We start from the raw sequence: 13,098 nt of genomic DNA, 5'->3' as shown, positions 1-13,098 counted from the left end.
CATGCCAAATGAAATAAACAGTCAACTTTCGGAGGCCCTAGAGCCTCCGAAAGACATAGAAGCGGAGAAGGCGGTTCTAGGGTCTATGATGCTAAGCGACGATGCCGTTCAGGATGTCGTGGACATACTTAAACCAGAGGATTTTTACCTCAAGGAACATCAAGAGATATATAAGATGTTCATGAGTATGTTCAGAAGAAGCATAACTATCGATCTTATGACGACGAGAGCGGAGCTTAACAAGGTACATCAACTTGAGCTAGTCGGTGGTATGACATATCTGAGCAGACTGTCAGGTGATACGATAAACCCTTCAAATGCCAAGTTCTATGCGCTCACCGTCGTTGATAAATCGAAGATGCGAAAGCTCATCAAGTCGGCCGACACTATGCGAAAGAATGCATACGATGGAAGCATGGACAGTGAGCAGATTCTCGATGAGGCAGAAAAGGAAATTTTTTCAATAGCACAGGCTTCACAGCGCAAGAACTACTCTCCTATTCAGGAAGTGTTGCAGACCAATATTCTCCAGATAAATGAGCTGGTGAGGAACAAGGGACAGCTTCCTGGTATTACAACTGGATTTAGAGATATTGATAAAATGCTCGGCGGTCTCAAGAAGACCGACCTTGTTGTGCTTGCGGCTAGACCTGGTATGGGAAAGACTGCGTTTGCGCTTAACGTAGCAGAAAATGCGGCGATGGCAGGTCATTCGGTGCTCGTGTTCAGCATGGAGATGTCCAAGGAGCAGCTGGGACAGAGAATGCTCGCCATGTCAGCAAGAGTCGATATGGAGCACATCAAGAATGGAACAATCGAAGACGACGAATGGTTCAGCATCGACACAGCTCAGGAGAAATTCGAGAGCGTGAATCTCAATATCGACGATACAGCGCAGATCTCGATTCTCGAGATGAAGAACAAGTGCCGAAGACTCAAGGAGAAGAGTGGGCTTGACCTCGTAGTCATTGACTACCTGCAGCTCATGTCCCTCGGATATGGCGGAGATAACAGAACTAATGAAATAAGTGCGATTACCAGAAGCATCAAGATTCTTGCAAAAGAACTTGACGTATGCGTAATCCTGTTATCGCAGCTTTCCCGTGCTTCTGAGCAGCGTAAGGATCATCGCCCGATGCTGTCTGACCTCAGAGAGTCTGGTTCAATCGAGCAGGATGCAGATATCGTAGTATTCCTAAAAAGGGATGACTATTATCAAAATGAGGATGAAGAGGCTGATACTTCATCGGGGAACACATGTGAAGTAATTATTGCCAAGCACAGGAGCGGTCCTACGGGAACCGTTAACCTGGCATGGATTGCAAGGTACACGAAGTTCGGAAACCTCGAGTACACAGTATAGATTTGTATAAATAAGTTTTTTCAAGGAGAACCATGAACAACACTGAGTTTGTTATAGAACAGAATAAAGACGTCTACCTGTTTAGTACGGAAGTCGAGAACCTCATGATAAACGAGTTCTTTACCAGTGCGAACGGTGACTATGTAAAAGTGTATTTGCTTGGTTTGATGCGTGCAAAACACGGGATAGTAGAGGACAGAAGTAAGACTGCAAATGTTCTTGGCATCACTCCAGATGAAATCGATGCGGCGTGGGACTACTGGGAAAGCGTTGGCGTTATAAGACGAGACTATATGCCTGACGACTCATATAGAGTGGTTTTTCTGAGCCAGATTTCAAGGTTTTACGGAAACAAGAAAAGTAGAAGCTCTGGAAGTGAGTCAGAAGAACAGGATTCACGCCTTGTAAATCTCGATCTAAAACACCTATATGACACTTACGAGAGTGCGAGCGGAAGAAGCATACCTTCTAGTGATGCCCGCAAGATAGCTGATACTATTGGTACATTCGGGGTTTCGCCGGAGGTGTACGCTTATGCGATAAAATACAGCAGTGATAACGGTCACAACGATGTTCGTTATATAAACAAAGTCGCCATTAATTGGCACAAGGAAGGATGCAATACCGAGGCAGACGTAAAGGCGCTTTTGGATAAGGACGCGAAACGAAGATACCTCTATGGCAGGATATTCAAAGAGATTGGATTTAATCGCCAATGGAATTCCGGGGACTGCGAGATGATGGATCGCTGGTTCGACAAGTTTGGATACAATATAGAGGAAGTTCTTGAGGCTGTGAAGCTCACTGCAGGAAAGCGTGAGCCATCACTTAGATACGTCGATGCCGTCTTGGAAAACAAATATCGCAAAGCTGGAGGGATTGAGCCTAGCTACAAAGCTAATAACCAGAACGGTGCTCAAGGTCCTGGACCTGCGGGCGGCAAGTCGACGCAAGCAGAAAAGGCGAGAAATACAAATTCGGAAGGCAGTGTAAACGTCAGCAAGCGAGTCCTCGAGGAGTACTATAAGTACCTAAGAGAAAAGGCTATACATGATCAGAAGGAAAAACAGCAGAAACTTGAAACAGAAATGCCTGTAATGCAGAAATTTGCAAGCATTGAGGCGGATATCAAAGAAAAGCTACTCGCTGGACTTGGAAGCATAGGTAAGGAAAAGCGGACGGAACTACTGCAGAGACAGAAGGAGCTCATAGAGCAAAAGAAGGAGTTCCTTGCGGTGAACGGGTATCCAGAGGATTATTTAGAAGTTAAATACAAGTGTCCGATATGCAAGGACCACGGAATTATGGACGATGGAATGCGCTGCTCTTGCGTTAAAGAGAGAGCAGATGAGGCTTATAGATGGAACAAAGACAGGCAAACAAAGTAGACAATAAAGAAAATAATTTACAGAATGTAGAGAATATGGAGAAAAAGCAAAAGGCTCCCTCTAAGGCAGAGAGGAAGGCAGCAAAAAAGGCGGTTGACAAACAATCCAAGGAAGCCAAGAGGGAGAAAGCCAAAGCAGCCAAGAAGGCGAAGAAACAAGCTAAGCAGGACAAGGTCAGAGCAATAGAGCAAAAGAAAAGTGAAGCCAGGGCAGAGAGGAAGGCGGCAAGAGCAGCAAAGGGACCTACAGTATGGAATAAAATTGGTTCTGCGATGGCTACGGCAGCGGCTGCACCAATCTATCTGCATGACAGGATCCAAGATGCTTCCGACAAGTTCTTTATCGGCTGTGGCTACAGTCTAGCCACTGAGTATCATGACATGCGTGTCAGATATAAGGGAAGTGGCGCCAAGATGGTGAGTGGGCTTTTTGCTTTAATTATCATGGTCTGTGGTGTGTTACTGACGATGCAGCATTACACAGTCTATGAATATGCATATAACGGGCGTGTACTCGGTTATGTAAAATCTGAGGATAGTGTTGTTGGGCTTTTGGACGTTGCCGGAGACCACATGTCTTCTAATAACAATGGAGCACGCATTAAGTTTATCGCTGGTAACAATGTGACATTTAGGAAGGTTTCAGCAGCAGAAAAGGATTTAGATGATGCTGACACTGTTATGAATAAGCTGACCTATATGACAGACATTGAAGTTTCTGCTTATGGCGTCTATCAGGACGGCAAACTGCTGACGGTTGTAGAGACGAGGGGAACAGCGGACTCTTTAGTTAAGGAAACTCTTGCTCACTATAAAAAACCTGCAAAAGGTATGAAGCTTGAACAGATTAAGTTTGCTAAGAAGGTAGAGGTTAAACAGCTGGATGTAATGCTTACTAGCGTTCAGAGTAAAAAGCAGGCTTCGGAGCAACTCCTTAACGGCGGAAATATTAACATGAGTCACATCATAAAAGAAGGCGAGAGCATAAACAGCGTCGCTAAGAAGTACGATGTAAACGTCAAGGATATGAGTGGCAAGAATAGCGAGCAATCCGTGAATAACCTTAAGCCGGGAGACCTTGTAAACATGGAAAAGAAGGTTTCACCGCTTGAAGTTAGAACCGTTGAAACTGGAAAGATGTCTGAGACAATTCCATATGAAACGGAGAAACAAGAGACAAAGGATCTCTACAAGGGAGAGTCTCTAGTCGCACAGGAAGGTGTTGACGGAAGGCAGATAATCAGCGGAACAATTACTAAAGTAAACGGAAAAGAAGTAAATAGAAATATTAAGCACAAAGAGGTAGTTGTTCAACCGATTAAGAAAATCGTTAAGGTCGGAATCAACGATAAACCTAAAACTGCATCGAGTGGCTCGTATGCAGTGCCTATCAAGAACAATTACGTTATCAACAGCAACGGAAAATTCGGAAGCAGATGGGGTAGAATGCACGAAGGACTAGACTTCTCTTGTCCAACAGGAACACCTATTTATGCTGCCGATGGAGGAACTATTACGAAGGCCGGCACGTTCGGTGGCTACGGAAACTGTGTAATTATCAAGCATGATAATGGACAGGAAACACTCTATGGACACTGCAGCAAGATAAACGTAAGCGTCGGTGATAAGGTATATAAGGGACAAGTAGTTGCAAACGTAGGAAATACAGGTCGAAGCACGGGCTCCCACCTTCACTTCGAGGTTCATGTCGGAGGAAAGGCTGTGGATCCATGGAGCTACATATTCTAATTACAGGGACGACAGATTTTAATGTGCAAAAGCAGAAAGAAGAACAGAGAGCTGAGGTCATCCGATAGGGTGGCCACAGCCTCAACTGAAAGCAGAGAAACTAGGCAGACGACTAGGGAAAAACAGAAAAAGAAGAAATTCGGTACAAGAGGAATTTTTTCAAAACCTGCAAACAGGCGCAATTTGATAATTGTGGCTGTGGTTTTGCTGTTGCTCGCGGCGTCAGTTCGCAATATAGTCAAACTTGAGCTCGAGAATAGAAGGCTTAAGCATAAGCAGAAAGAGCTCATAGAACAGAGAAAAGAACTCAAAATTGAGCTCAGGAATGTAAACAGCAAGGAGTATATAGAGGAACAGGCTCGAAAGCAGCTAAGGCTTGTTGATCCAGATGAAATCCTATTTGTATTTCCTAATGAGAAGGATAAGGATAATGCAAAAGACAAATAATTTGGAGAGAGCGGATAGGCTGATCATAAACGAGGCGATAGTCGTAGAAGGTCGTGACGATGTCGATGCTGTAGCAAAAGCTTGCGATGCGCTAATTATTGCAACGCATGGATTTGGAATAACGAGTGAGACCTGGGGGCTGATCGAGAAAGCATATAACGAAAAAGGTATTATTATCTTGACTGATCCCGACTATTCTGGTGAGGAAATAAGGCGAAAGTTAACGGCAAAATTTCCGAAAGCATTGCATGCATATTTACCAAAATCAGAGGCAATTAGGGACGATGATATCGGAGTTGAAAATGCGGCGCCAGAGGCCATTAGAGATGCGTTAACTAAGGTTCATGGCATCACCAAGAGTGCTAAGCAAGATAACATAACTATGGACGATCTTAATGAACTGGAGCTCGTCGGAGGACAGCAGGCTTCGGTGCTTCGAGAACATGTGGGGGCAGAGCTCGGAATAGGGTATGGAAACGGAAAAGCATTTCTAAGAAAGCTGAACGGATTTGGAATATCTAAAACAGATCTTGAAGCAGCACTTATAAAGGTCAAGGCAGAAAATTTAAATACTAATGCACAAAACTGAGAAATAGAGAGAAAAAATTGGGAAATAAATCGAAACACAAAGGGAAGTATAATACCGGTAGCGGACGGGCACCGCATGGCTTTAAGCACGCGAAGAGTCTCGGACAGAACTTCCTAAATGACCAAAGCGTAATAGACGACATAGTAGAGGGTAGTGAAATAGATGAGCAGACCTTGGTTGTCGAAATCGGGCCGGGTGAAGGTGCTCTTACATCAGAGCTCATAGATGATGCTGGCTACGTTATCGCAATAGAGCTTGATGATAGGCTAATACCTATCCTGCGCACCAAGTTTGCACTGCACGATAACTTTGAAGTTATCCACGAGGATATTCTAAAAGTTGATATCAAATCAATTGTGGACGAAAGCATGAGAGCCCATGGACTTACGAAGACGAGGATAGTCGGAAATCTACCATACTACATAACGACGCCGATAATCACTAAGCTGATTGAGTCGAAGGCGAGATTTGAAAGCCTTACTGTTATGATGCAGAAGGAGGTCGGAGATAGAATTGCGGCCGAGCCGGGAACTAAGCTAGCTGGAGCGATTACATATGCGGTTCATTATAGGTGTACAGTGGATAAGGTTTGCGATGTTTCACGCGAATCATTCTATCCGGTGCCAAAAGTGGATTCGGTGGTACTCAGACTCAATATGAGAGATAAGCTAGCGGTACAAGTTAACGATGAAAACAATTTCTTTAGGTGCATAAAAGCAGGTTTTTCGATGAGGCGCAAGACGCTTCTAAATTCCCTACAAGCACTAGATGATGTTAACAAAGACGTCATAAAGCATGCACTTGAAAGTGCTAATATAGACCCATCGCGCAGGGCGGAAACGCTTACGATGGAAGAATTTGCGGAATTATCCAATTCCATTTGGAAGGAGTAACTTAATATGAAAGTTAAGAATTTCTGTAGAGGGGTTCTGGCAAAGATAAAGGGTGGCGCACACAAGGTGCATGACAAGTACCGTGCGAAATTTCCAAAGAAGGTGCCGAAATTAAATGACGGAAAGCTACATGATCGAAAGTTCATTTTAAAGCTTGCAATTGCATCAATTTTGATGAATTTATACATCGAGACATTCGCACGAATTACGAGTGGGGTCTTCGATGGAGCTATGTTTTTATTCAAGCATCCGATTATTTTCTTATATAACTGTTTGATTATCTTCGCAACGATGTGCCTCGCGCTTATGTTCAGAAAGCGTGGCTTTGCATTCCTGATACTATGTACAGTCTGGGGGATTCTAGGAACTGTCAACGGTGTCATCTTGCTCAAGCGAATGACTCCATTCACACTTTATGATTTGCAAAACACAAAGGACGGCTTCTCGCTGCTAACCACATATTATTCGAAGGCCCAGATAACCCTAGGCGCTGCGATTATTGGTGTTGCACTGCTCATAGTCGTGCTTTATTACATAAATTGCTATAAGTGGACAAACTTAAATTACAAGAAAGAGCTAGGTATAATCGTTGTAGTAATTGCAACATGCTTTGGTGGCACTTTCGGTCTGATTGAGACTAAGGCGCTAAGCACGTTCTTCGGAAATCTCAACTATGCGTATAGAGATTATGGATTTGCGTATTGTTTCTTAAATACCTCTGTAAATAAAGGAATCAGGAAGCCAAACCATTACTCAAAGAAAGAAATTCAATCAATCCTTGAAAATTACACTAAGAATGGTACAAATACCAAACTAGTGCAGAAAAATGATGCAAAGAAATATCCTAATATCATCATCTTGCAGCTTGAGTCGTTCTCTTATGCACAGGATTATAAGAATATCAAGGTTTCAAATGACCCAACGCCGAACTTCACCAATCTAATGAAGAACTACTCTACAGGTTGGTTTAAGGTTCCGGCATGCGGAGCAGGAACGGCCAACACGGAGTTCGAGGTGCTAACAGGTATCAGCTCTAGGTTCTTTGGACCGGGAGAATATCCATATAAGGGCAAGCTTCGCGAGCAATCTCTCGAGAGTCTCGGATATGTGCTAAAGAGTCACGGATATGATACGCACGCAATGCACGACCACAGAGCATTGTTCTATAACCGTAATGAGGTATATGCATCGCTCGGATTTGACAACTTCACATCACTCGAATACATGAACAACATCGTCAAAACGCCAACTGGCTGGGCGAAGGATAAGGTCATGACCGACGATATTATGAATATAATTAAGAGGTCAGATACGAGAGATTTACTTCATATCATCTCAGTACAAGGGCATGGTGCATATCCGACGGAGCGAGTGTTCAAGGATCCATATACAACGGTAACTGCAAAGGATGAAGCTACTAAGTGGAAGTACGAATACTACGTGAATGAACTCCACGAGATGGATGAGTTTACAGGAGACTTGTTAAAGAAGATAGAAGAATCTGGCGAGCCTACCGTCGTGCTAATCTACGGAGACCACATCCCTGCACTCGATATCAAGGAGTCTGAGTACGGCACAGGAGACCTCTACCAGACCAGATATGTAATATGGGACAATATCGGTCTTAAAAAGAAGGACAAGGATATCACGTCATATGAGGTTACTGCGGATATTCTTAAGAATGTCGGGCTAGGTCATCAAGGTGTAATCTTTGATTACGAACAGACTGCGGACAAGAACTCTAAAGACTACGAAAAGAACCTGAAGGCGCTCGCTTATGACATGCTATATGGGAAGAACTATGTATTTGGCGGTAAGAATCCATATAAGCGGACAAAGATGCGCATGGGATACAAGAAAATCAAGATTGATGGCATAATTTCAATCGGCAAGAAATACTACATAAAAGGACAGAATTTCACGGAGCACAGTACAGTCAGCCTAGATGGAAAAGTGCTAAAGACAGTATATCTAAGTCCGACATTACTCGGCCTCAGTGAAAAAATCGACCAAAAGGACGTTAAGAAGCTACGAGTGAGCCAGATTGACTCCAAAGATGAGACAATCTTATCAACGATAGGCGGCAATGAGGAGCTATAGTCCTGGGAGGAACAATGGAAAAAGAAAAGAAAAGCACAGCTAAGGAGTCAGCAGTGGCTACGAAAGCTAAAAAGACCACAAAAAAAACAAAGGAAGCGGAAGCTCGTGAAAGCACTGAAACATATGACTCTGCAGAGGCTTCCTTAGTAGGTGAAGCTTTCGCTTCGAGCGAAACTGAAACGCTAAATGACAAAGCAATTAATTCTGAAGAGGTTGAGGCTGGAGCGAATGAAGAGTCCTCTGATGCCTCAGATGAAACCAAAGTAACAGAAATCGTACAAGAGCGTCCAGAGGTCGAGGGAATCCTCGATATCGCAGAAGCGGGATTTGGATTCCTGAGATTCAACAACTTTCTGACATCCGAGAAGGATATCTATGTGTCACAGACTCAGATTAGAAGGTTCGGTCTCAGAACTGGCGATAAGATTCGCTGTATCTCGAGGCATCCTAATCAGGGTGAGAGATTCGGAGCACTCCTATACGTAAAGGAAGTGAACGGAGAGACGCCGATTAGCGCGAGGAGAAGACCTCATTTTGATAGACTGACACCGATTTTCCCGAATGAGAGAATCGTCCTCGAAGACACCAGCATCAAGCTGGCTATGAGAGCCATGGATTTAGTTGCACCTATCGGCAAGGGACAGAGAGGTCTTATCGTAGCTCAGCCTAAGGCGGGTAAAACGGTTCTGCTCAAACAGATAGCAGCGAGCATAGAGAAGAAATATCCAGAGATTGAGATGATTGTACTCCTCGTAGACGAGAGACCTGAAGAGGTTACGGATATGAAGAGGGCGCTCACTCGTTCTGAGGTAATATATTCGACATTCGACGAACTGCCTGCGCACCACGTAAAGGTTGCTGAGATGGTAATCCAGAGGGCGAAGCGACTAGCCGAAGAGGGTAAAGACGTAGTCATTCTACTGGACAGCATCACAAGGCTCGCTCGCGCATACAATATGGAGACGCCATCGTCGGGAAGAACGCTATCTGGCGGACTTGATCCTGGGGCTCTTCATGCTCCAAAGAAATTTTTTGGTGCGGCACGTAACCTCGAGGAGGGCGGCAGTATAACGATACTCGCAACTGCACTCGTCGACACGGGAAGCAGGATGGACGATGTAATATATGAGGAATTCAAAGGTACAGGTAACATGGAGCTTCACCTCGATAGACAGTTAAGCGAGCGCAGAATATTCCCTGCGATCGACTTGGCAAAGTCCAGCACGAGAAAGGAAGAGCTACTCTTAGATGATAACGAATATCTCGTGATGAACATGATGAGAAGAGAGATGGCTGCGGGAAATCCTGCTGATGTTGCGGAGAAGGTGCTCGACAACCTGAGCCATACCAAGTGCAATAAGGACTTCGTAGATGTGATGCTCAAGGAGCTGAATTTCTAACAGTCGGAGGGAAGATGGATTATAGTAAGATTTTCATCAAGGACGCTAAGCCGACCAAGATTGGCGGTCAGGCGGTAATGGAAGGCGTAATGATGCGCGGTGCGGACAAACAGGCACTTGCGGTCAGACTTCCTAATGGAGATATAAAACTAGAGATAGAGGATATCAAGACACCTTCTAAGGTGACGAAGGTACCGTTTGTGAGAGGAGTGGTGAGTTTTTTCTCATCGCTGATCTCTGGGATGAAGACTCTTATGCGCTCATCCGAAATCCTCGAAGAAGCAATGCCTGAAGAGGAACAAGAAGAGCCTAGTAAGCTCGACCAGTGGCTGGAGAGAAAGTTCAGCCCTAAGACAGTGTGGAATGTTATGCTTGGCATCTCGGTGGCGATATCGCTGCTCATCACAGTTGTCGTGTTCGTAATCATGCCGACTTATAGCGTAAATCTGCTTAAGCACGTGACCAAGAACACGGTACTGCTCAACCTAGCGGAAGGTGTACTGAGGCTAGCTGTTTTCGTGCTGTATGTGCTGGCAATTTCCAAGATGAATGACGTCAAGAGACTGTTTCAGTATCACGGTGCGGAGCACGAGACGATTCACTGCTTTGAGAATGGTCTTGAGCTAACTCCTGCAAATGCCAAGGAGTTTTACACGCTTCATCCTCGCTGCGGGACTAGTTTCCTCATGTTCGTAATGATTATCAGCCTTGTGCTGTTCTCATTTCTCGGATGGCCAAATCTAGCATGGCGAATCATATCTAGGCTTCTTCTGATGCCAGTAATCGCAGGTATCAGCTACGAGCTCCTAAGGTGGGCGGGCAGAAGTGATAATGCGGTCGTTAGGGTGCTAAGCTGGCCAGGCCTCATGATGCAGAAGCTAACAACTAGAGAGCCAGACGAAGAGCAGCTTGAAGTTGCGATAACATCACTTAAGGCTGTGCTTGGTGAACTTGAACCGGGTGTAATCAGCAAACAGGATGAAGATATCAGCGACGACCTAGAGGCGGCAAATGAAGAGGAAGAGCGCGATTCGATTTTCGACAATCTTGAAGATAAGAGGTATAGCGAAGACGAAACGATGGTCAAGAACCTAGTTCGCGCTGGTAGGGCGAAGCTAGGAGAAGCAGGCATCAGCAATCCAAACGGAGATGCGGATGATATATTCTGCTACGTAACTGGATTTACACATAATGAGATAATAACGAGAGACACAGAGCTGCTCGATAGTTCTGACGTAGAAGCATATAGGGAGAGAATCGACCAGCGTGCGGCGGGAGTTCCGCTTCAGTACATCACAAAGGTACAGGAATTCATGGGTCTGCCGTTCTGTGTAAATGAAAATGTCCTCATCCCAAGACTCGACACGGAGGTGCTCGTAGAACAGGTGCTCGGCATCATCAGTGGCATGGAGCTCGAGAGCCCAGAGGTACTCGATATGTGTACAGGTAGCGGTGCGATTGGAATTTCGATTGCGAGCCTAGCTCCAGGTGCTCGTGTCAAGCTTGCGGACATCAGTGAGAAAGCACTAGAGGTCGCAAGAAAGAATGCAGAAATTAACGATGTGCTGGATAGGGTAAGCTTTGCACTCGGCAACATGTTCTCGTCACTTGATACAGATGAGAAGTTCGACCTAATCGTCAGCAACCCACCTTACATCAAGTCAGAGATCATCGAGACGCTCGACCCAGAGGTGAAGGATCACGAACCAAGACTTGCACTGGACGGTGGTGAGGATGGACTTGATGCATATAAGGTTATTGCAAATAACGCTGCTGCCCACCTCAAGGAAGGTGGAGTGCTCGCACTTGAGATCGGATATGATCAGGGTGAGGCTGTTTCATTCCTGCTAGAGAGAACGCACTACTATAAGCCAGCGGCGATTATCAAGGATTTGGCTGGAATGAACAGAGTTGTGATAGCCGAGAAAAAACCGATAGAAGAAAAGTAAATATTTTAAGGCAAGCTACCCGTAGTATAGAACGTGTGCGGATAACTTAGCCATTCACCAGATATGGGAGGTTAATGATGAATATTGCAGTTATATTTGGAGGAAGGTCCGATGAGCATGAGGTGTCGCGAAGTTCAGCGGTAAATGTCATCAAGGGGCTCGATTCTGACCGCTACGAAATTACTAAAATTGGAATAACCAAAGAGGGCAGATGGTATCTGACCGAGGCAAGTACAGGCGAAATCGCTAGCGGTGCTTGGGAAAATAGACCTGATAACAGACAGGCGTGCATCCCTGCGGATCCGACGGTACACGGAATCCTCGTTTTCGACGAAGAGGATAGAGCGACCGCAAAGCGTATAGACTGCATCATACCAGTGCTCCACGGAGACAACGGAGAAGACGGAACAGTACAGGGCCTCTTTGAGCTCGCTGAGATTCCTTACGTTGGTCCTGGCGTAAAGGCTTCTGCAAATGGAATGGATAAATCAGTTACCAAGATCATCGTGGGCGAGACTGGCATCACTCAGGCGAAGTACTGCGTGATTAAGAAGAAGGATTTTGCCGATGACCGTGAGGGCGAAATCATGAATGCTCTTAGCACGAATGACGGAAAGCTACCGCTGTTCGTTAAGCCATCTTCGGCGGGATCCTCGGTTGGAGCTTCCAAAGTCGAGAAGAAGTCGGAGCTCGAAGGGGCTATTGAAAATGCATTTAAGTATGATGACAAAGTCCTCGTCGAAGAGATGATTGTCGGTAGAGAGATGGAAGTTGCGGTTCTCGGCAATCACAATCCGAAGGCTTCTTGCGTGGGTGAGATTCTATCAGCTGGTGAATTCTATGATTACGATGCGAAGTACAACAACCCTGAATCACAGACGAGAGTTGTCGACGATATCCCGATGAGCAAGCAGAAGGAGATTAGAAATAGCGCCGTTGAAATATTCAAGGTGATGGACTGCCGCGGACTATCGAGGGTTGACTTCTTCTATACTGAAGACGGCAGAGTTGTATTTAATGAGATTAATACGCTGCCAGGATTTACGAATATCAGCATGTATCCACAGCTGTGGGAAGCGATGGGCATAGATCAGCCAACCCTGCTAGACAGTTTGATTAAGCTGGCGATTGAAGAGCATACGTATGATGAGAAATATTAATTGAGATGTATAAAGCCTAGGAGTGAGCTCCTGGGCTTTTGTTGTATAAGGAAGACTGCTA

10 protein-coding genes are annotated in these 13,098 nt (G+C 45.1%); all 10 read left to right on the top strand.

Annotated elements, in window-relative coordinates:
• The first annotated feature begins 1 nt into the window (after position 1).
• The 10 genes from dnaB (at position 2) to C5Q96_RS07375 (ending at position 13,037) form a co-directional block, all read left to right on the top strand.
• Positions 2 to 1,363 (top strand): replicative DNA helicase, encoded by a 1,362-nt coding sequence (dnaB, locus tag C5Q96_RS07420; RefSeq protein ID WP_106057745.1) that lies wholly within the window; start codon positions 2 to 4, stop codon positions 1,361 to 1,363.
• Positions 1,364 to 1,395: 32 nt separating this feature from the next.
• Complete coding sequence (locus tag C5Q96_RS07415) at positions 1,396 to 2,751, top strand: DnaD domain protein (RefSeq protein ID WP_106057744.1); 1,356 nt, start codon at positions 1,396 to 1,398, stop codon at positions 2,749 to 2,751.
• The gene (locus tag C5Q96_RS07410) at positions 2,724 to 4,499 is read left to right on the top strand and encodes a M23 family metallopeptidase (RefSeq protein WP_106057743.1); all 1,776 of its coding nucleotides are present in this window, start codon (positions 2,724 to 2,726) and stop codon (positions 4,497 to 4,499) included. The genes C5Q96_RS07415 and C5Q96_RS07410 overlap by 28 nt, the downstream gene beginning before the upstream one ends.
• A 21-nt stretch (positions 4,500 to 4,520) precedes the next feature.
• The gene (locus tag C5Q96_RS07405; protein ID WP_106057742.1) at positions 4,521 to 4,946 is read left to right on the top strand and encodes an FtsB family cell division protein; all 426 of its coding nucleotides are present in this window, start codon (positions 4,521 to 4,523) and stop codon (positions 4,944 to 4,946) included.
• Positions 4,930 to 5,535 (top strand): ribonuclease M5, encoded by a 606-nt coding sequence (gene rnmV / locus C5Q96_RS07400; RefSeq protein ID WP_106057741.1) that lies wholly within the window; start codon positions 4,930 to 4,932, stop codon positions 5,533 to 5,535. The genes C5Q96_RS07405 and rnmV overlap by 17 nt, the downstream gene beginning before the upstream one ends.
• 17 nt (positions 5,536 to 5,552) lie before the next feature.
• Positions 5,553 to 6,428, top strand: coding sequence for a 16S rRNA (adenine(1518)-N(6)/adenine(1519)-N(6))-dimethyltransferase RsmA (rsmA, locus tag C5Q96_RS07395; protein ID WP_106057740.1), 876 nt, complete (start codon positions 5,553 to 5,555; stop codon positions 6,426 to 6,428).
• Between the two features lie 6 nt (positions 6,429 to 6,434).
• A complete protein-coding gene (locus C5Q96_RS07390; RefSeq protein ID WP_106057739.1) occupies positions 6,435 to 8,528 on the top strand; it encodes an LTA synthase family protein in 2,094 nt (697 codons plus the stop codon).
• Positions 8,529 to 8,542: 14 nt separating this feature from the next.
• Positions 8,543 to 9,928 carry a transcription termination factor Rho gene (gene rho / locus C5Q96_RS07385; RefSeq protein ID WP_245905557.1) on the top strand — a complete coding sequence of 462 codons (1,386 nt, stop codon included), beginning with the start codon at positions 8,543 to 8,545 and terminating at the stop codon, positions 9,926 to 9,928.
• Positions 9,929 to 9,942: 14 nt separating this feature from the next.
• Positions 9,943 to 11,877, top strand: coding sequence for a peptide chain release factor N(5)-glutamine methyltransferase (gene prmC, locus C5Q96_RS07380; RefSeq protein WP_106057738.1), 1,935 nt, complete (start codon positions 9,943 to 9,945; stop codon positions 11,875 to 11,877).
• A 77-nt stretch (positions 11,878 to 11,954) separates the two neighbouring features.
• Entirely contained in the window at positions 11,955 to 13,037 is a 1,083-nt protein-coding gene (locus C5Q96_RS07375; RefSeq protein ID WP_106057737.1) for a D-alanine--D-alanine ligase family protein, read from the top strand.
• The last annotated feature ends 61 nt before the right edge of the window (positions 13,038 to 13,098 follow it).

The sequence above is a fragment of the Mogibacterium diversum genome, from assembly GCF_002998925.1.
In the GTDB taxonomy this organism is placed as follows: domain Bacteria; phylum Bacillota; class Clostridia; order Peptostreptococcales; family Anaerovoracaceae; genus Mogibacterium; species Mogibacterium diversum.
This window is presented reverse-complemented; position numbering and strand designations above follow the sequence as displayed.